The organism is Chromobacterium sp. CCUG 76385, from assembly GCF_059916625.1.
Map to the genome: position 1 here is coordinate 112,018 of NZ_JAUCGU010000002.1, position 19,148 is coordinate 131,165.

General features: G+C 63.9%; 17 protein-coding genes and 1 tRNA gene. 7 read left to right on the forward strand and 11 right to left on the reverse strand.

Going from position 1 to position 19,148, the window contains the following annotated elements:
• Positions 1-2: 2 nt before the first annotated feature.
• The 5 genes from lptB to QUG01_RS02395 are packed head-to-tail and all read right to left on the reverse strand — an operon-like array spanning position 3 to position 3,377.
• Complete coding sequence (lptB, locus tag QUG01_RS02375; RefSeq protein ID WP_500828709.1) at positions 3-731, reverse strand: LPS export ABC transporter ATP-binding protein; 729 nt, start codon at positions 729-731, stop codon at positions 3-5.
• Positions 728-1,273: a lipopolysaccharide transport periplasmic protein LptA gene (gene lptA / locus QUG01_RS02380; RefSeq protein WP_500828710.1), complete on the reverse strand. Its 546-nt coding sequence runs from the start codon at positions 1,271-1,273 to the stop codon at positions 728-730. Before lptA ends, lptB begins: the two co-directional genes overlap by 4 nt.
• Entirely contained in the window at positions 1,263-1,832 is a 570-nt protein-coding gene (gene lptC / locus QUG01_RS02385) for an LPS export ABC transporter periplasmic protein LptC (RefSeq protein ID WP_103318624.1), read from the reverse strand. The genes lptA and lptC overlap by 11 nt, the downstream gene beginning before the upstream one ends.
• Positions 1,829-2,353, reverse strand: a complete 525-nt coding sequence (locus tag QUG01_RS02390) for a KdsC family phosphatase (protein WP_261173834.1) — start codon at positions 2,351-2,353, stop codon at positions 1,829-1,831. Before QUG01_RS02390 ends, lptC begins: the two co-directional genes overlap by 4 nt.
• 43 nt (positions 2,354-2,396) lie before the next feature.
• On the reverse strand, positions 2,397-3,377 hold the full coding sequence (locus QUG01_RS02395) for a KpsF/GutQ family sugar-phosphate isomerase (protein ID WP_500828711.1): 981 nt from the start codon (positions 3,375-3,377) through the stop codon (positions 2,397-2,399).
• A gap of 121 nt (positions 3,378-3,498) precedes the next feature.
• Between QUG01_RS02395 and QUG01_RS02400 the strand changes: the two genes are divergently transcribed.
• Complete coding sequence (locus tag QUG01_RS02400; RefSeq protein ID WP_500828712.1) at positions 3,499-5,469, forward strand: monovalent cation:proton antiporter family protein; 1,971 nt, start codon at positions 3,499-3,501, stop codon at positions 5,467-5,469.
• An 80-nt stretch (positions 5,470-5,549) separates the two neighbouring features.
• Here QUG01_RS02400 and QUG01_RS02405 read toward each other — a convergent pair whose 3' ends face one another.
• The 3 genes from QUG01_RS02405 to QUG01_RS02415 form a co-directional block, all read right to left on the reverse strand.
• Positions 5,550-7,700, reverse strand: coding sequence for an AsmA family protein (locus tag QUG01_RS02405; RefSeq protein WP_500828713.1), 2,151 nt, complete (start codon positions 7,698-7,700; stop codon positions 5,550-5,552).
• A 58-nt stretch (positions 7,701-7,758) separates the two neighbouring features.
• Positions 7,759-7,832, reverse strand: a tRNA-Gly gene (locus QUG01_RS02410).
• 137 nt (positions 7,833-7,969) lie between these two features.
• A complete protein-coding gene (locus QUG01_RS02415; protein ID WP_500828714.1) occupies positions 7,970-8,149 on the reverse strand; it encodes a hypothetical protein in 180 nt (59 codons plus the stop codon).
• Between the two features lie 204 nt (positions 8,150-8,353).
• On the opposite strand from QUG01_RS02415, the gene QUG01_RS02420 reads away from it, so the two are divergent.
• From QUG01_RS02420 to QUG01_RS02440, 5 genes are read left to right on the forward strand one after another with little or no spacing between them, the layout of a single operon-like run.
• Complete coding sequence (locus QUG01_RS02420) at positions 8,354-10,723, forward strand: Hpt domain-containing protein (RefSeq protein WP_500828715.1); 2,370 nt, start codon at positions 8,354-8,356, stop codon at positions 10,721-10,723.
• An 8-nt stretch (positions 10,724-10,731) separates the two neighbouring features.
• Entirely contained in the window at positions 10,732-11,706 is a 975-nt protein-coding gene (locus QUG01_RS02425) for a chemotaxis protein CheX (RefSeq protein ID WP_500828716.1), read from the forward strand.
• Between the two features lie 25 nt (positions 11,707-11,731).
• The gene (locus QUG01_RS02430; protein ID WP_500828717.1) at positions 11,732-12,100 is read left to right on the forward strand and encodes a response regulator; all 369 of its coding nucleotides are present in this window, start codon (positions 11,732-11,734) and stop codon (positions 12,098-12,100) included.
• A 38-nt stretch (positions 12,101-12,138) separates the two neighbouring features.
• Positions 12,139-12,927 carry a methyl-accepting chemotaxis protein gene (locus QUG01_RS02435; RefSeq protein ID WP_500828718.1) on the forward strand — a complete coding sequence of 263 codons (789 nt, stop codon included), beginning with the start codon at positions 12,139-12,141 and terminating at the stop codon, positions 12,925-12,927.
• Positions 12,924-13,496: a hypothetical protein gene (locus QUG01_RS02440; protein WP_500828719.1), complete on the forward strand. Its 573-nt coding sequence runs from the start codon at positions 12,924-12,926 to the stop codon at positions 13,494-13,496. Before QUG01_RS02435 ends, QUG01_RS02440 begins: the two co-directional genes overlap by 4 nt.
• Before the next feature lie 69 nt (positions 13,497-13,565).
• Here QUG01_RS02440 and QUG01_RS02445 read toward each other — a convergent pair whose 3' ends face one another.
• Positions 13,566-14,306: a dienelactone hydrolase family protein gene (locus QUG01_RS02445; protein WP_500828720.1), complete on the reverse strand. Its 741-nt coding sequence runs from the start codon at positions 14,304-14,306 to the stop codon at positions 13,566-13,568.
• A 64-nt stretch (positions 14,307-14,370) separates the two neighbouring features.
• Positions 14,371-16,056 carry an HTH-type transcriptional regulator SgrR gene (gene sgrR / locus QUG01_RS02450; RefSeq protein WP_500828721.1) on the reverse strand — a complete coding sequence of 562 codons (1,686 nt, stop codon included), beginning with the start codon at positions 16,054-16,056 and terminating at the stop codon, positions 14,371-14,373.
• 86 nt (positions 16,057-16,142) lie between these two features.
• Between sgrR and QUG01_RS02455 the strand changes: the two genes are divergently transcribed.
• Complete coding sequence (locus tag QUG01_RS02455; RefSeq protein WP_500828722.1) at positions 16,143-16,373, forward strand: hypothetical protein; 231 nt, start codon at positions 16,143-16,145, stop codon at positions 16,371-16,373.
• On the opposite strand, the gene QUG01_RS02460 is transcribed toward QUG01_RS02455, so the two are convergent.
• Positions 16,361-18,745: a chitinase C-terminal domain-containing protein gene (locus tag QUG01_RS02460; protein WP_500828723.1), complete on the reverse strand. Its 2,385-nt coding sequence runs from the start codon at positions 18,743-18,745 to the stop codon at positions 16,361-16,363. The two genes, QUG01_RS02455 and QUG01_RS02460, sit on opposite strands and share 13 nt — an antisense overlap.
• Positions 18,746-19,148: the final 403 nt, after the last annotated feature.

A 19,148-nucleotide genomic window follows, 5' to 3' on the forward strand; every position in this document is an offset into this window, starting at 1 on the left:
GTTTACAGGTGGAAGTGTTCGCCAAGGTAAACCTTGCGCACCTTGTCGTTGTTGACCAGCTCCTCCGGCTGGCCGGAGGCCAGCACCGAGCCGTCGCTGATGATGTAGGCGCGGTCGCAGATGCGCAGCGTCTCACGGACGTTGTGGTCGGTGATCAGCACGCCGATGCCGCGCTCTTTCAGGAAGGAGATGATTTTCTGAATATCGATTACCGCGATCGGATCGACGCCGGCGAACGGTTCGTCCAGCAGGATGAAGCGCGGCCGGGTGGCCAGCACGCGGGCGATTTCCACGCGGCGCCGCTCGCCGCCGGACAGCGCCAGCGCGTTGCTGTCGCGCAGATGGCCGATGTTCAGGTCGTCCAGCAGCAGGTCCAGTTCCTTTTCCAGCTCCTTGCCCTTGAGGCCGGAGATTTCCAGGATGGCGGTGATGTTCTCCTCCACTGTCATGCGGCGGAAGATGGACGCCTCCTGCGGCAGATAGCCCAGGCCCAGCTGGGCGCGCTGGTGTATCGGATAATGGGTGATGGATTGTTCGTCCAGCCGGATGTCGCCATCGTCGGCGCCGATCAGGCCGACGATCATGTAGAAGCTGGTGGTCTTGCCGGCGCCGTTGGGGCCGAGCAGGCCGACGACTTCGCCGCTTTCGATATTCAGCGAGACATCCTTGACCACGGTGCGCTTCTTGAAGCGCTTTTTCAGCTTCGAGACGGTGAGAACGCTGTGCTTCATGGCTTGGCGGCTCCGCTGGCCGCCGGCTGCGAGGCCGTCTTTTTCGGCTGCAGGATCACCACGGAGCGGCCCTTGCCCGAGGCGGAGGCGCCGCCGCCGACCACTTCGAAGGTTTCTTCCAGCGTGTTGTAGCGGATGACGTTGCCGATGGACAGGTCGCCGTTGCGCTTGACGCGGGCATTGCCAGTCAGCACCACCAGGTGTTTGGCGCTGTCGTAGTCGAGCACGCTGCTTTGGCCCTCGACCCAGCCGCCGTCGCGGTCCATTTTCTGGCGGAAGGTGACGATGCGGCCGGTGGCGTGCATGGTCTGGTTGCCTTGTTTGTCCTGGGTGACGGTCAGTTGGTCGGCGTTCAGCCGCAGCGTGCCCTGGATCACCACCACATTGCCGTTGCAGATCGAGATGCCCTTGATCTGGTCCATGGTGCAGCCGTTGTCGCTGGTGATTTCGATCGGTTTGTCGCGGTCGGCCTGTTCGGCCTGGACCAAGGTGGAAGCGGCCAGCAGCATGCCGGCCAGCAGGATTCGGGTCTTATTTGGCATAGATGATCTTGGTTGTGGACAGCAGATTGAGCAGACCCAGCGGCTCCTGATAGGTGAAGCCGATGGAGTGGGCCACCGAGTTGCCCTGGGTGATCACGGACGGCGATTTGGAGCTGGCGTAGCGCTTGCCGGTGTCCACGAACATCGCGCTGCTCTGCAGCCGGGTTTCCGGCTGCTTGCTGTCTGCGGGTTTGATCAAAAGGACTTTTTTGTCGAAGAAAGCCTGCTGGTTCTTGTTGTTGTAGCGGCCAGTCTCGCCGATCACGTGGTACTGCAGCACGCCCGCATCGTATTGATACAGGTCCGGCTTCTCAAAAAACGCCTCAGGCTTGCCGGGGTACTGCCACATGCGGCTGGCGATCAGCTTGTCCAGCATTTTGCCGTGTTCGTCGTAGCGGGTGGCGATCAGATCCTCCGCCACATATTCCGGCTTGTCCGGGTCCAGCTCGCGATGACGGGTGTCCCAGCGCGAAACTTGGTCCAGCCACAGTGTCAGCATGGCGGTCAGGCCGATCAGCAGCACCGGGAACAAGCGGTGGGAACGCAGCAGGCGCATCATGCCAGGTATTCCTCGACAATGGCGTCGAAGGTGCCTTGCGCCTGCATGATCAGCTCCACCAGCTCGCGCACCGCGCCATGGCCGCCGGGGTTGCCGGTGACGTAATGGCAGTGCTGGCGCACCTGCGGCGGCGCTTCCGGCACCGCCACCGCCAGGCCGACGCGAGTCAGGATGGGCAGGTCGATCAGGTCGTCGCCGATGAAGGCGCATTCCTCGGCTTTGAAGCCGGTTTTCTGCAGCAGGTCGGCCAGCGCGACTTTCTTGTCGTGCACGCCGCCGTAGTAGTGGTCGATCTTCAGCGCGCGGGCGCGGTGTTCCACGCAGCGGTCGGCGCGGCCGGAAATGATGGCCAGTTGCACGCCGGTGCGGCTGAGCAGGCGCAGGCCTAATCCATCCTGCACGTAGAACGATTTGCTCTCTTCGCCCTGAGCGTTGTAGTAGATGCGGCCGTCGGTCATGACGCCATCCACATCCATGATCAGCAGTTTCACCTTGCGGGCCTGCTCGGCAATCATACGCATACTTATGTCCTGTAAGCCGTCCGCCATGGGGCGAGCGGCGGAATCAGAATACTCCGGCGCGCAGCAGGTCGTGCATGTGCAGCACGCCCGCCAGCTTGCCGGCATTATCCACCACGGCCAGGCTGGTGATCTGTTTTTCCTTCATCACGAAGCCGGCTTCGGCCGCCAGCTTGTCCTGATGAATGGTGCGCGGGTTGGCGCTCATCACTTCGTCTATTTTCAGACGGTAGACGTCGGCGGCTCTTTCCAGCGTGCGGCGCAGGTCGCCGTCGGTGTAGATGCCGAGCAGCGTGTTGTCCGCGGCGCAGATGGTGATCATGCCGAGGCGCTTCTGCGACATCTCCAACAGCGCGTCCTTCAGCAGGGTGCCCGGCGCGACGCGCGGCAGATCATCGCCGCCGTGCATCAGGTCGCGCACATGCACCAGCAGACGGCGGCCCAGGCTGCCGCCGGGGTGGGACAGCGCGAAGTCGCTCTGGCCGAAGCCGCGCACCTCCATCAGCGTGACCGCCAGCGCATCGCCCAGCGCCACCTGCACCGTAGTGCTGGTGGTGGGCGCCAGGTTCAGCGGGCAGGCTTCCCTTTCCACATGGGTATGCAGCAGGATGTCCGCGGCCTGGGACAGAGACGATTCGGCGCGTCCGGTGATGGCGATCAGCTTGCTGCCCTTCAGCTTGAGCGCCGGCAGCAGCGACACCACTTCGGCGGACTCGCCGGAATTGGACAGCGCGATGACCACATCGTCGCCGGTGATCATGCCCAGGTCGCCGTGGGCGGCTTCGGCGGGATGGACGAAAAAGGCCGGCGTGCCGGTGCTGGCCAGCGTGGCGGCTATCTTGCGCGCCACATGGCCGGACTTGCCCATGCCGGTGACGATCACGCGGCCCTTGCCGGCAAGAATGATTTCAACGGCGGCCAGGAAGTCGCCGTTCAGACGCTCGGCCAGCGTGCTCAGCGCCGCAGCCTCGGTTTGCAGGACTTCGCGCGCCATTTCCAGGCGGCGGGTGTCTTGTATTTTTTCCATAAGGCAAAAGTATATCAAAGGTTATAATCGATTGACGCGCGCGCTGGTGCAACTTTTGCTTGGGCGCGTCGTTTTTCGTCGCTTCCTTCCCCTGCCACCACCGCTGGAGACCCCGCCGCCAATGCATTCCATGGCCCCCATCGTTCTTGTTTTGTTGGCCGCCGTGTTGGTGGTGACCTTGTGCCGCAGCCTGAGGGTGCCGGCGATGCTCGGCTATCTGGTGGTGGGCTTTCTCGCCGGTCCCGGCGTGATGAAACTGATTCCCGAGGGCGAGGAAACCGCCTTTCTCGGCGAGATCGGCATCGTGTTCATGATGTTCACGATAGGCCTGGAGTTTTCGCTACCCAAGTTGAAGGCGATGCGTCAGCTGGTATTCGGCGTCGGCCTGGCCCAGGTGGCCGTCACCATGCTGCTGGTGGCGCTGGCGATAGGCTGGATCACCGGCAGCCCCTTGATCGGCCTGGCGACGGGCGGCGCGCTGGCGATGTCGTCCACCGCCATCGTCAGCAAGCTGCTGGCCGAAAGACTGGAATTGAACCAGCCGCATGGCCAGCTGGCGATAGGGGTGCTGCTGTTTCAGGACATCGCGGTGGTGCCGCTGCTGATCCTGCTGCCGGCCTTCGCCGGCGGCAGCGACACGATGTGGCTGGACCTGGCCAAGGCCGGCGGCAAGATCGTGGTGGTGCTGGCGCTGTTGCTGTTTTTCGGCCAGCGGCTGGTGCGGCCGTGGTTCCATCTGGTGGCGCGGCAGCGTTCCGGCGAGCTGTTCATGATCAATGTGCTGCTGGTGACGCTGGGCGTGGCGTGGCTGACCGAGCTGTCCGGCCTCAGCCTGGCGCTGGGCGCCTTCGTCGCCGGCATGCTGATTTCGGAAACCGAATACCGCTACCAGGTGGAAGAGGACATCAAACCGTTCCGCGACATCCTGCTTGGCTTCTTCTTCATCACCGTGGGCATGCGGCTGGAGCTGCCCATTCTGTTCGATCACCTGGGCGTGGTGCTGCTGTTGCTGGTGCTGCTGCTGCCCTTGAAGCTGGGCGTGGTGTTCGGCCTTGGGCGTTTGTTCGGCCACCGCTCCAACGACGCGATGCGCGCCGCGCTGGCCTTGGCGCAGGGCGGCGAATTCGGTTTCGTGCTGCTGGCCTTGGCCATGAACTTGAAGCTGGTGCCGATTCCGGCAGCTCAGGCGGCGATCGCGGCCATCCTGATCTCCATGCTGATTGCGCCCTTCCTCATCATGCATGGCGAACGCATCACCCGGCGCCTGATCAAGCAGGACTGGATGCTGCAGTCGCTGGACCTGCATCAGATGCTGGTGGCCAGCATGAGCAAGAACGAGCACGTGCTGATCTGCGGCTACGGCCGCAGTGGCCAGGCGCTGGCCCGGCTGCTGGAAGCCGAGAACATCAATATGTTCGCGCTGGACATGGACCCGGAGCGGGTGCGCGAAGCCGGCGAGGCCGGCGACCAAGTCGTGTTCGGCGATGCCGGCAAGAAAGAAGTGTTGATCGCGGCCGGCCTGATGCGGGCCAAGGTGGTGGTGGTGACGTTTGCCGATACCCACGCCGCCTTGCGCATTCTGCACGCGGTGCGAGAGGTGCGGCCGGAGTTGCCGGTCATTGTGCGCACCGTGGATGACAGTGAAATGGATGTGCTGCGCCAGGCTGGCGCGGACGAGGTGGTGGCCGAGGTGATGGAGGGCAGCCTGATGCTCGCCTCGCAGGCCCTGCTGGAAGCCGGCGTGCCGCCCAGCCGTGTGCTGCGGCGCATCCGCGCGGTGCGCGAGGAGCGCTACGATCTGTTCCGCGGCTTCTTCCGCGGCGCCAGCGACGAGGTGGAGAGCCTGGAGGAGGCGATGGTGCCGCGCTTGCTCAGCGTGCAAGTGTGCGGCGGCGCCTTCGCCATCGGCCAGCCGCTGGGCGCGCTGCGGCTGGAGGATGCCGGGGTCGAGGTGAAGGCGGTGCGGCGCCAGCGGACGCGGCGCACCGATTTCGATGACAGCTTTGAACTGCAGGCCGACGATATCCTGGTCTTGCTGGGCACGCCTGAGCAGCTGGCGTTGGCGGAGTCGCGCATTCTGCAGGGCGAGTGAGCCGCAGCCGCGTATGGCATCGATGAAACGAAAAAGCCCCGTATGTTACGGGGCTTTGTCTTGCGCGCAGGCTGCGCCGCTTACGGCAGGATGGTGGTGATCTGCTTCTGCAACTGCTGCTTCAACGCCTGCTGCTTCTCGCCTTCGGTCTTCTTGCCCTTGACCAGGGCATTGAAGTCCAGGGCGTACACTGGGGCGTTGATCGGCCCGGTGATCTTCAGCGGCACATTGACGCCCTTCAGCCGCGCAAACTCCTGCGGATTGGCCTGCACATCCATCGCGTAGTCGACAATGCTCTGTTTCAGGTCCAGTTTGCCGCCGCCCTTGACATTGACCAGCTGCGAGGCGAGCTTCAGGTCCTGGCTGCGCGCCACGCCCTTGTCCAGCTTGAAGCTGGTGGACAGGGTGGAGAAGGTGGTCTTCTGGTCGTTCTGCGCCGCGCTGTTCCATTCCTTTAATTCCGCCGGCAGATTCTTCAATGCCGCCACCAGGTCGATGCCGGTCAGCGCGCCGTTGTTCAGGCTGAAGGCGGCGTCGCCGCTGAGGGTGTTGCGCAGCTCGGCGAAGGATTTGCCGTCGGCGCTGATGTCGATCTGGCCATTGCCCTTGCCGTCCAGCCGGCCAAAGTTGAACAAGTCCACCAGCAGCGGGCGGATCTTCATGCCCTGCAGCGTTTGCTTCACCGCCAGATGCGGCACGTCGCGCCGGCTCAGCGAGGCATCGCCCTGCAGCCGGCCGTCGTAGATGTCGGCCGACATCTGGTCCAGCTCGAAGGCGCGCGGATTGATGCGGACATTGCTGCTGATGTGGTTGATGCGGAAGCGGCCCATTTCCAGCTCGCCGATGGCGATCTTGCCGTTCAGGTCGAAGAAATCCAGCCAGTCCAGCGGGATCTCGTTGGTGTTCTGGAAGATGGCCACCGGATCGCCCTGGGTTTCCGGCAGGTAGCGGTTCAGGTCCAGTTTGCCGATGGACAGCATGGCCTCGTGCCGCGGCCGGATCAGGCCGTATTGGCTGAGCGTGGCGGAAACATCGGAGCCGTCCAGCTTGCCGCCGACCCGCAGGTTGAAGCGCGGTTCGTCGATATCGCCGTCCAGCATGCCGTCCATGCTGGCCACCAGTTGGCCGCGCGGCAGCGCCGGCGTGGTGATGGTGCTGGTCAGCTTCAAGGGCTGCATGCGCAGCTGGCTCAGCCCGGCCAGCGACAGCGGCGCGTTCAGTTTGACGTTGACCTTGGTGGAGCCGGCCAGCCAGTTGAACTCGCCGTTCAGCTTGTCGGCGTACAGCCCGCCCTCGCTCAGCTTCAGATTGTCCAACGCGGCTTGCAGCTGGTATTCGCTGCGGGCGTAGCTCAGCTTGGCGCTGAGGCTGCCGGACGGCATGGTCAGCTCATGCAGGCTGGCGTTGACCTGCGGCAGCGTCAGTTTGACTTCGCTGGTCGGACGGTCGCTGTTGAAGCTGACCGTGACGTCGTTGCCGGTGGCCTGCAGCGAGGCGAAATTGAATTTGTAGGCGCCGGCGATGCCGAGCTTGGTTTCGCCCAGCCCCTGGATGTTGCTGATGGCCACGGCGTCCAGTTCCGGCAGGCTGACTTGGTCGTCCTGAATGGTCAGCGGCGTGTTCAGCGCCAGCCGCACCGGGCGCTTGTCGTCATCCAGCACGGCGCCGGCGCTCACTTTCGCGGTGCTGCGCAGGCCATCGGCGTCCACGCTGATGCTGGAGAGGCGCTTGTCGGTATGCGTCATCTGGTCGGACAGCAGCAGCGTGCCTTCGCGGATGCGCAATTGGTCCAGCTTGAAGCTGTAGCCGTTCTGGTTATGGCGCTGAAACAGGTCGGCGATGTTCAACTGCCCATCCAGGCCTCGGCTGATGCTGGCGCTGGGGCCGTACAACTCGACTCCCTTGATTTCGCGGTTGCCCAGCAACAACGGCATCCAGGCCAGCGACACGCGCAGCATTTCCACGCGGGCAAAGACGTCGGGCTTGCCGGCTTCGCTGATGCTGATGCGCTCGATATCGAGTCCGGGGGAGGGGAATACATTCGGGGTGATGCGGCCTTCAATGCGCACGGTGCGGCCGCTGTCCTGCAGGGCCCGGGTGAGGTTGCCGCGCACCGCGGCTTCGTCGAACTGCCAGTAGATCAGGGCGCGGATCAGCACCAGCGCGGACACCACGGCCAGCAGACCGTAGGTCGAGATTCTTAGCCACAGCCGGCCTGAGTTCCATTTCATCTGATTTCGCTCGGATAGGCTATGCATGCGGGATTGGTCGTGAGGAATGGGAGGGCGCTGGAGCGGGTGAAGGGAATCGAACCCTCGTCGTAAGCTTGGGAAGCTTCTGCTCTACCATTGAGCTACACCCGCGCGCTTCGCTAGAGCACCCGAATTTAGCGGGTTTCGCCGGGGTTGGCAAGGTTTTGCGGCGCAGCAAATCCAGTCGCCGTAGCGGATTTTGAAGTGGTTATTGATTTTGGTTTGCTAAGTGATTGATGCGCAAAGATTCATGCGGAATGGCTGACCAGTGTCAGTGGGTTTTGTGCGGGCCTGCTGGCTCCAGCAAAGCGCCGACCATTTTGGCCAGCAGTTCGCGCGCGTATGACCTGATTGCGCAGTTCCTCCGCCGATGGCTGGTTGTAGAGGTCGAAGACGTCCTTCAGCTCGAAGTCCATCGTCGTGGCCATCTTCTCCAGCGGTTCTTATGATTTTTTTGCATAGTCCCTGTTCAATGCTAATGACGTTCACATTGAAGCGTTAGCTTATCAGTTTGACCCCGAATGTGATGGATTCCTGTCATAACGCTGTCATCGTCTTTTGAAAAAATGGTTCGGATAATTATTTAAAAGCATACTGTTTAAACATTAACAATCTTTTGCGTTGGGCAGGCCATGAGTATACGTAATAGGATTCTCTTGCTGGTATCGGTCAGCTTCTTGTCCATCCTCGCCGTCGGCGGCTATGCGGTATGGAAATCGCATGCCAATGCCGCGGCCGTCAAATCGGTGACCGAGGGCGAGGTGCCCAGCGCGCTGGCCTCGGCCGACCTGCTCTCATCGTTGAAGGACGTGCAGCTGGGCATGATGACCTTCCTGCAAGCCTCCGACGCCAATCTGCAGTCCCAGGCCAAGGAGCTGCTGGCCGCCAGCGAGAAGGCGCTGCGGTCGCAACTGGCGTTGCAGAGGAGCATGGCCAGCAGCCCCACCCAGCGCGGTCTGGCCGATCAGGCGCAGGAGGTGTACGACAACTACGTCGGCGCCATCAACGATACCATCAAGTTCAAGCAGGGCGGACAGAGCGACCTGGCCGACGCCACCTACGCCGGCGGCGTGCTGCAATACCATGACAATCTGCAGCAGATCGTCACCACGCTGCGGGTGGAGAAAAACCGCAACAAGGACGAGGCGATCCTGACGCTGAACCGCAACCTGTCCGGCGCCGCGATGACGCTGACGCTGGTGACGGTGGCGACGCTGCTGGCGCTGGGCGCGCTGGGTTGGCTGCTGTACCGCCAGATCGTGCTGCCGATCCGCCACATGCAGGACACCATGAGCGAGATCGCCGACAGCCAGGACTTTTCGCGCCGGGTGCCGGTGGCGCGCGAGGACGAGATCGGCAAGTCCATCGTCGCCTTCAACAGCATGGTGGCGCGCATCGAGGAGAGCAGCGCCCTGGTGCGGCAGAAGAGCAACGACATCCAGGCCATGCTGCAGAACATCCCGCAAGGCATTCTCACCATCGTCGACGGCATGGCGGTGCATCACGAGTACTCCGCCCATCTGGAATCCATCCTGGGACACGGCAACATCGCTGGCCGCAACATCATGGATGTGCTGTTCGCCGACGGCAAGCTGGGCGCCGACGCGCTGTCGCAGGTGGAGGCCGCCATCGCCTCCTGCCTGGGCGAGGACAGCATGAATTTCGAATTCAACCGCCACTTGCTGGTGGGCGAGCTGGAACGCCAGGGCAAGGTGCTGGATCTGAGCTGGTCGGTTATCGTGGACGAGCAGGACCGCGTGGAGCGGCTGATGCTGTGCGTGCGCGACGTGACCGAGCTGAAGACCCTGGCCGCCGAGGCCAACGAGCAGAAGCGCGAGCTGGCCATCATCGGCGAGATCCTGGCGGTGAGCCAGGACAAGTTCCACGACTTCATTGCCGGCGCTGTGCGCTTCATCGGCGAGTCCGAGCAGTTGATCCGCCAGTATCCCAACGGCGACCGCGAGGCCATCAATCAGCTGTTCCGCAATCTGCACACCATCAAGGGCAACGCCCGCACCTACGGCTTGTCGCAGCTGACCGACATCGTGCACCAGGCTGAGCAGAGCTACGAGCTTTTGCGTCAACCCAAGCCGGAAATCGTCTGGGACCAGACCCAACTGCTGCGCGAGCTGGAAGCGGTGCGCGACAGCGTAGAGCACTACGCCCGCGTCAACGAGGTGAGCCTGGGCCGCAAGGGGCCGGGCCGGGTGGGCGGCGCCGATTTCCTGCTGGTGGACCGCGATCAGGTGCGCGAGATGCTGCAACGGCTGGAAACCGTCAACACTGGCAATCTGCACGAGCTGATTTCCGTCCACAACAGCGTGCGCCATGTGTTGAGCCGCATGGGCACGGAGCCGGTAACGGAAATCCTGGCCGGCGTGCTCGATTCGCTGCCCTCGCTGGCGCATGAGCTGGGCAAGGACGTGCCGCAGGTGCGGGTGCGCGACAACGGCTATGTGCTGCGCAACCAGGCCTCCGCCACCCTGAAGAATGTGTTCATGCACCTGATGCGCAACGCGCTGGATCACGGCCTGGAAGCCCCGGACGAGCGCGTGGCGCTGGGCAAGAGCCCCCAGGGCGCCATCGTGCTCGACTTGCGTGTGGCCGACGGCCGCTTGGAGCTGGCGCTGGCGGACGACGGACGCGGGCTGGCTTTGGGGCGCATCCGCGAACGCGCGCTGCAGCAGGGGCTGATCGCCGCCGATGCCGAGCTCAGCGACGAAGAGACCGCCCAGCTGATCTTCCGCCCCGGCTTTTCCACCGCGGCCAAGCTGACCGCCGTGTCCGGCCGCGGCGTGGGCATGGACGCCGTGCAGTCCTTCGTCAAGCGGGAGCAGGGCAGGATAGAGCTGCGTTTCCTCGACAACGAGCGCGGCATGGACTTCCGCCGCTTCGAGACGGTGGTGGTGTTGCCGGACAGCCTGGCGGTGGCGGTGGAGCCGCGCGCGGCCATCAGCGATGTGGCGCACGTTGCCGCTGAAAACGCCCTGAATCCGGTGTGAGCGCAGCGATGACCGATACCCTGCAAACCTGCCTGCGCACCAAGATGCTGGTGCTGGATGACGGCCAGACCTATTCCGGCCGCCTGAAGCACTTCTGCCGCGACAATGAACTGATCTGCATCCGGCCGCAAAAAGCCGGCGCGGACAACGTGATGGCCATCTTGCGCTCCAATGTGGACTTGGGCGGCATCATGCTGTTCGAATACTACGGAGGCCGCAAGGCCGGGCTGGAGCTGGCGCGGCAGATCCACGCCGCGCGGCCGGAACTGCCGATTTTCCTGCGCCGCGAGCAGACGCCCAGCCTGGCCGGCCTGTCCGAACGCGACGCGCTGCGTTTTTGCTGCGGCTATACCCTGAACGATCTGCATATTCTCAGCGACGCGCTAGCTTCGTCCATCTTCAGCCGCATCTATCCCAACCCGCTGGTGCGCGGCATCACCGAGATGAGCCGCGACGCGCTGGCGCTGCTGTTTCCGCGCTGCGAGGTGACGGTGCAGGCGCCGTTCCTGGCGGTGAAGGACCGCCTGGTCTACGGCGAGATGTTCACGCTGATCGCCATCGAAAGCAGCTGGTGCCGCGGCTACATGATGCTGCAGGCCGAGGAGGCGCCGCTGATGGCGCTGCTGGAGCCAGAGGGCGATGCCGAGCCCGATTTCCGCCAGCTCAATGCCGCATTGGGCGAGGCCACCAATCTGATCTGGGGTTCGTTCAAGAACCGTTACGCCGGCAATGGCGCGCAGCATCCGGCGCTGCTGACCCAGGTGCCCATCATCGTCAACCACCAGCGGCGTTATATCTCCTTCGGCTCGGAGGATCCGCAGCTGTGCATCAAGTACCAGCTGCGCGACCGCGACGCCGCCGACGGGCATGAGGTCACGCTGGTGCAGCGCTTCGTATTCAACCTGTGCTGGTCTCCGGACGAGTTTCAGGAAACACCTAGTGTCGAATCGCTGGTGGAATCCGGCGAGCTCGAACTGTTTTGAAACCCAATGATAAAGAGGAAGTGAAATGGCTCAAGTTCTGATGGTGGATGACTCCAGCACCGTGCGCAATGAAGTGGCGGATTTCCTGAAGGCCAACGGCATCGCCGTGGTGACCGCGGTGGACGGCAAGGACGGTCTGGACAAGTTGCGCGCCCATCCCGGCATCAAGCTGGTGGTCAGCGACGTCAACATGCCCAATATGGACGGCCTGACCATGGCCGAGAAAATCCGCAGCGAGCTGAAAAACGCCGCGGTCAACGTGATCATGCTCACTACCGAGAACAGCCCGGCAATGAAGGAACGCGGCAAGGCGGCCGGCGTCAAGGGCTGGATCGTCAAGCCGTTCAACGGCGCGGCCGTGTTGCCTACCTTCAAGAAGCTGGTGACCGGCTGAGCCACGCCGCCGCGCGGACGCGGTACGGAAAGAACGAGATGGACGCAGTAAGCATGATCGCCTTTGTCTGCGCCGGCCTGTGCCTGGCGCTATCGGTCGTGGTTGGCGCGCTGGCTTGGCGCGCCGCCGGACGCCATCGCTTGCAACTGAGCGAGCGCGATGCCCGCATCGCCGAACTGGAGCGGCTGGAGCCTCCGGAGCGGGTGGCGGAGCGTTACCGGCAGCAGCTGGAGGCGGCCGAGGCAGCGCATGGCCGCAAGCTGGATGAGATGAAGGCGCAGTTGGCGCAACGGGAGGCGGAGGCGCAGCTCCTGGCGGAAGCCGCGCGCGAATCGGCGCGGCGCGAATCCCGCGACGAGGCCTTGCAGGCGCTGCAAAGCGTGCGCGCCGAAATGCGCCAGGAGCAGGCGACTCTGGCCGGCGACGTGGAGCTGCTGCTGGGGCTGGTGCAGACCATAGAGCGCTGGCACGAGGAAATGCAGGCCATTCTGGTCAATAACCGCCGCCTGAAAGAACAGAACGAAGACTTCTCCACCATCGTCAAAAACGTGGTGATGCTGGCGCTGAACGCCTCCATCGAGGCCGCGCGCGCCGGTGAATACGGCCGCGGCTTCTCGGTGGTGGCCGACGGCGTGCGCCAGTTGGCCAGCAACGCCGCCGATCTGTCAGGCGAATACAAGAAGAATCTGGAGCGCAACGACCTGGTGACCACCACCACCTTCCAGGATTTGCAGGCCTGCGGCAATATGATCCGCACCGCGGTGTTCGGCCTCAAGGCCTCCAGCGAGCGCATCCTGGCCAAGCTGGAAAGCGGGGAGACGGTATGATCAGCGCCGCCGCGGTGGAGTCGCTGGAAAAGATTTGCGAGCAGGCGCTGCGCGAGGGCTGCGGCGTCGGCGAGGACGGCCCTTGCGTGGTGTCGGCGCTGGGCGAGCAGCTGCCGCGACTGGATATCGTCGGCGACGAACTGATGCTGCTGAATATTTCCTCCTACCATTTCCGTTTCGCCATGCTGTTCCAGTTTGCCGACGATGCCGCGATGAAGGACAGGTTGGCGCGCTGGGTGCGCAGCAGTTCTCCGCTGACGGCGGCCGCGCTGCGCGACGCGCACGGCGAGCTGGCCAATATGATTTGCGGCGCGGTCAACCGGGCGCTGTGCGCCGTCTTTCGCCATGTCGGCATGTCCACGCCGCTGGGGGTGGGCGCCAGCAGCCTGCAGCATCTGGAACTGCTGAACAGCGCCTTGCGCCGCAGCTGGCGGGTGGACATGGGCGGCGGCGCGCATTTTTGGCTGACCGCATGCCTGACCCTGTCGAGCGGCGCCAGCCTGGATTTCCGCTACCAGCCGCCGACGGCGGCGGTGGCGGAGAGCGTGGGCGAGCTGGAGTTGTTCTAAAAACCGTTCATCAACGCCCTGATCCGGTGTTGCGCTTGCTGCGCGCAGCGGATATGCGACGATAGGTAATCAAGCAAACAGCCCGCGCAGGAACTCCTCCGCCAGCATGCGCGCCTCCGGCAGGTTGTACAGCGTATGCGGCGCATTCGGCAGCAGAACCAGCCGCGCCTTGGGCATGTCCGCCAGTGCGCGCCGGCTGTCGCCATCGACTTGGCGGCCGCGGTTGTATTGGCTGTCGCGGCCGAAGAACGGATCGGTGTCCGACAGCAGATTCAGCAGCGGGCAGTCGGCATCAAAGCCATTGTCCGCTTTCTCCACAAAGTAATTGTCCTCGCAGCTCCAGCCATAGAGGATGCGGCCGGCGAATTCCTGGCCGCGCCAACGGGCCGCGGCCACGCCGCCCTCGCTGCTGCCGGCCAAGGCCAGCCGCTGGCTGTCCACCCATGGCAGTTGCGGCAGCGCCGCCACTGCCATGGCGATCTCTTCTTGCCGCAGCGCGTGCACCGCCTCGTATTGCTCCACTGGAGCTGGACTTTGATAGCGCGGACGCTGGGGACGGGCGAAGCTGTCCGGCGCCAGCGTGGCGATGCCCAGGGTGTCGCTGGCCCAGCGCTGAAACGCCAGCGTCTGTTCATTCAGGCCGGAGGAGCCGTGCAGGAACAACAGCAGCGGCAGCGGTTGGCCTGGTCTTGCTGGCGGAAGCGCCGCCAGCCTGCCTTGCCAGGGCGCGTCGCCGCAGACGCCGGCGGGCAGCGTCAGCATCGCTTGGCTTATCGGTTCAGGCAGGTAGGCGGAGTCAGTGCGGGACATGGCCTTGGTTTGGGGGAGGAGGCGCAATCGATTGTGCCTGCCGCCCTGCGCGGCGGCAACGGGCTCAGTCTTCTTCGGGCCGCAGCCAGACGGATTTGAAATCGAACCAGCCCATGCTGTTGAGACGAAAGTCCTCGATCTGGCCCGGCCCTTTCAGCCGCAGCCAGTTGTGGAACAGCGGCAGGATCCAGTGTTGGCGCACCGTCTGCGCCGACAGGCTGGCCGCGCTGTGTTCGCCGCCGCGCCAGCCGCGCAGCCAGTCCGTCAGCGGCAGCGTTGTTTCCAGGCAGCGCCGCAGCAGCGGCGTGCCCAGCAGCCAGGCCGGCACGGCGTAATCCGTGCCGCTGCTGAAGTTGACGGTGCCCAGCCACAGGTCCGTTTCGGCCAGTCCCAATTCCCAATCGCTATAGCGATGGACCGCGCACTCCAGCGCGATGCCGTGCGCGGCGAGGCAACGCGCGATGGCGTCCGCGATCTGGCGGTATTCCGGATGCTGTTCGTAATAGGCCAGCCGCAGCCGCGTCAAAGGCGGGGCGGGCGGGACAGGCTCGGGCTGGACGTGGTGCCAGCGCGGCAGCAGGCCGGAAGCGGCCACCCAGTACTGCCGGGTGGCCGGCGGCGTCTGCTGCATGATGGCCAGCGGCGACAGCGCCTGGGCCAGCCACAGGCGCACGGCATCATCGCGCATGGCCGGGGAGCGGCCATCGCACAACAGATAGTAGACGCCGGTTTCCAGCGCCATCTCGGTTTGCTCCTCCACCGGCAGGGGATTGATTTCCACCGTCAGATTGCAGGTTTCCTGCACCTTCAGCGACAGCTGGTCTCCGAGCTGCGGCATCATCCAGATATCGACTTGGTCCAGCAGCGCGCGGAAGCCGAAATAATCGTCGAAGGCTTGCAGCGACAGCCGGTGCGCGTCGTTGACGGCCACGCGGTACGGGCCGGTGCCGACCGGGCGGGAGGCGAAATCCGGCAGCGCGGCGTGGTCCGCCGGCAGGATCAGCGCGGCCGGGTCCGCCAGCAGCCAGGGCAGCCACGGGTCCGGCTCCGACAGCTCCAGCGCGATGCTTTGCGGCGACAGGCGGCGCACGCCGCGCAGATGGGCGAACAGCGGCTGCGCGCGCAGCCGCGCCACGCTGGCGGCGATGTCGTCCTGGCGCAGCTCGCGGCCATCATGCCAGCGCACGCGTGGCCGCAGATGGAAATGCCACTCTAGATCAGAATAGGGTTCCCAGTGGTGCGCCAAGTCACCCTCTATTTCCCCTTTTTCCTCATTCAGCCGGGTCAGGCCGTTGAAGATCTGGCTGACCAGATGGCGTTCGGAACGCCTGAGCGGCGTGCCGGGATGCAGATTAGGCATCGGCCGGTAGTAGGGCACGCCCAGCACCTGGCGGTCTGCGCTCCAGCGCCGTCCCAGCCTCGACAGCAGCAATGGCGCCAGTTGCTGCGGATCGTCGCCCAGCAGGGCGACGGCCTGCTCCACCTTGCCTTGTTCCAGCAGCTGCGAGGCTTGCTGTTGCTGCAGTTGGCCGATATCGCGCAAAAAGCGCAACGCCGAGCGCTGGCCGCGTCCCGAGCGGGCGCTCCACTCCAGCCAGCCCAGCGCCTGCATCTGGGCCAGCAGGCTGCGCATGTGGCGGCGGGTGCAGCACAGCAGGTCGGCCAGCTGCTGCAGCGACACGGCGCAGGCTTGACCTTCCAGGCCGCGATGCAGGCGGCTGTATTGTTGCAACAGGCGGTTAGGGCTCATAAAGAGGAAATTTGTAGTAAAAAGTCAGCAATTTTTTGTTCACGTTATTGGCGTGACAATACGGTCTCCCACGCAAGGAGTCCAGCATGAAAACCGAACCAATGTCAGATTTCTTTCCGCAATATCTGAGCCGCCAGCGCCGCTTGTTCGGCATTGATCCCTCTGAGGCCATGGCGCAATTGAGCGAGGTGATGCAGTGGCAGGAGGGGACGGGAAAAAAAGCGGCCGGGGATGAGGCCCGGCCGGCAAGGGAGGAACTGGAGAGGAAACATGCCGGCCCGCCGTCTAGCGAGCCGGGCAAGGCTTACTGCAAGTAAGGCAGATACGGCGCTTCGTCGCGGATGGCGTAGGTTTTGCCGTTCAGTCCCACCGTATAGTGGCTGGGGCCGGAAATCGGCAGGTAGTACACCACGTCCAGCGTCACGCTCTGTCCCGGCGCCAGGGTCTGCCAGGTGGGCAGTTTCACCGATACGCGGTTGAAATCGCCCTTCAGGCCGCCGATATTGCTGCCGCTGTGACCCACGCTGATCACCTTGAGGCCGAAGCCGGACTGGTCGGCGATATTGGCCGGGGCCGAGGTCGGCACGTCGAACTGGAACTCGGTGCCGCCGGGCAGCGTGGTTTTGGAGCGGTTTACGATGGTCAGCTTGGGGTTGATCGGATAGTTGTTGTCGCCCAGCGCGAAATTGCCCAGGCTGAAGCCGACGTCTATGGCTGCGGTCGGAGCGGGAGCGGCGTTCGCGCGCTTGGCGTTCACCTTGGCCGGCTGGCTGAAGGTGTTGTACAGCAGGTTGGTCAGCGTATTGCCGATGTAGTACTCGCCCTGGCCGTTGTTGCGCTGCGCGTTCCAGTCGTAGTCGCCGGCCAGTTCCCAGAACATGACGCCGCCGATATTGTTGGCGTCGATCCAGGCTGCCTTTTGCGCGATGGACTGCTCATCCTCGGTGGACAGGAACACGTTCTTGCTGGCGTTCCACAGCCACGGCGCGGCCAGCGCGGCGTTGTAGTTGCGCTGGTAAGTGCCGATGAGCTGGTTGATCGGCTGGGTGACGTCGATGCCGTAGGACGCGAGATAGCTGCCGGCGATGCCTTTCTCCAGGTTCTTAGCGTGCCACATCGGGTTTGAGCCGCCCGGGATCTCCTTGCCCTTGTCGTCCAGGTCGTGCCAGATATTGTCTATGCCCACCGCGCCGTCGCCGCATTCGGTGAGACCGGTTGGGCAGTTGCTGCCCACCGCGCTGCCCCACAAGCCGTTGCTGCCGCCCGTCACGTTTTTCCAGCCGCGGGTGTAATAAGGCACGCCCATATTGACGCGAGAGGCCGGCAGGCCGCCGCGGTAGTAGTGGTAGGCCCAGTCGGTGTTGAGGTAGCCGATATTGCCGTATTGCGCGGTGCCGTAGACGTTCCAGAACGAGAGTTCGGCATCCTTGCCGTCGTCGTACAGCGCGGCGTTGGGGCCGACGAAGCGGTTCCACGAGCCGTGCAGGTCATACGACATCACGTTGACGAAGTCCAGATACTTCAGGCCGGGGAAGGTTTCCATGCCGCGCAGCAGGTAGCCGGAGGCCGGCACTGCGGCGGTGATCTGGTAGTAGTGGCCGTCCTGGGCGGCTGCGCGGTCCAACCGGTCGCGCAGCGTCTGCAGCAGCGCGACGTAGCCCTTGCTCAAGGAGCCGAGGCGGGCGTTGGAGAAGCTCCAGTCCAGCGGGTTGCCGGCGTTGCTCATCGAGGTTGGGTATTCGAAGTCGATGTCCACGCCGTCAAAGCCGTATTTGCGCAGGAAGGCGACGGCGGAATCGGCAAAAGCATTGATGCCGGCCTGGTTGACGCTGCCGTCGGCGTTGACCGTCATGCTGTAGAAGCCCCCGCTGGCCACGCGCTTGCCGCTGGCGTCGAAGTAGCCGCCGGTTTCGGCCCAGCCGCCCACCGAGATCAGCGTTTTCACGCCCGGGAATTTGCGCTTGTACTGGGTCAGCAGGTTGAAATGGCCTTTGTACGGCAGGCTAGCGTCCATCTCGGCGCCGGCTACGCCGGGCCAGGTCATGTCGGTGGCCGGGTTGCCCGGCGCGCTGTCGTTGACCGACAACTGGTTGTTGCCATCCACATGGGCGAAGGCATAGTTGATGTGGGTGAGTTTGCCCCAGGGGATATTGTTGACCAGATAGGCCGGGCTGCCGTCCTTGCCGGTGCGCCAACTGGTGAAGTAACCGATGATGCGGCGGCGGCTGCCGTTGGCCAGCTGTTCCGCGCCGCCTTGCTTGTAGGCGGCGCAATAGGGCACATCCACGCTGGGGGTCTGCGCCAGCGCCTCCGGGCGACACAGCGCGTTGCCGGTGGGAGCGGGCACCTGCACCAGCGGCGGATCGACGGGAGGCGGATTGCCGCCGCCGCACTGCCCGATCAGCTGCCAGGGGCTTGCATCGCCGCTCGTCGGGGTATTGCCCTGAGTCCACCACTTGGCTTGCCAGGTCTGGTTCTGGTAGCTGACGCGCTGCCCGCCGTTGTAAACCGTTGCGGCGTTCCAGGCGGGATCGGTACAGCTGTTGTCAGCGGTTTTCACTGATCCGGTTGCTTGTGCCTGCGGCCAGGGCGCGTCGCCGCTAAGCGCGGCATGGCCGGCCAGTAGCGCGGCGCCTCCGACGGCGCCCAAGGCCAGACTGCTTTTTACCAACATTAGGGTTTTGCTCACTCTATTCTCCTTTGTCTAAGACGACGCCAAACCGGATGTTCTAATTTGTATTTAAGTGGTATTGACAGGTGGACTCTAGTTGGTATGGATTGAGAATGCCCCTGTACTTTTTAACAGTCTGGCCTGGCATGGGAAATCGGCTGCCAACCGTTGCGCCGCAGCAGGGGGCTCGGGTGTGAAATGTATATAAAGCAAGCATTTTGGATGTTTTGACGACTTTGTTTGAGGCGGCAGACGATGGGGCAGGGGTGTGGAAAGGCAGGGTGGTGGGTGGGGCGGCAAGCAAGGAAGCCTGCTTGGAGACGGATGATATTTGGGTCCACATTAATACCAGTTGCGCCGCTGGCCAAACCGCGAAGAGCATGCGAGCCAAGGCGCGCCGATACGGCAAGCAGATGCCGCG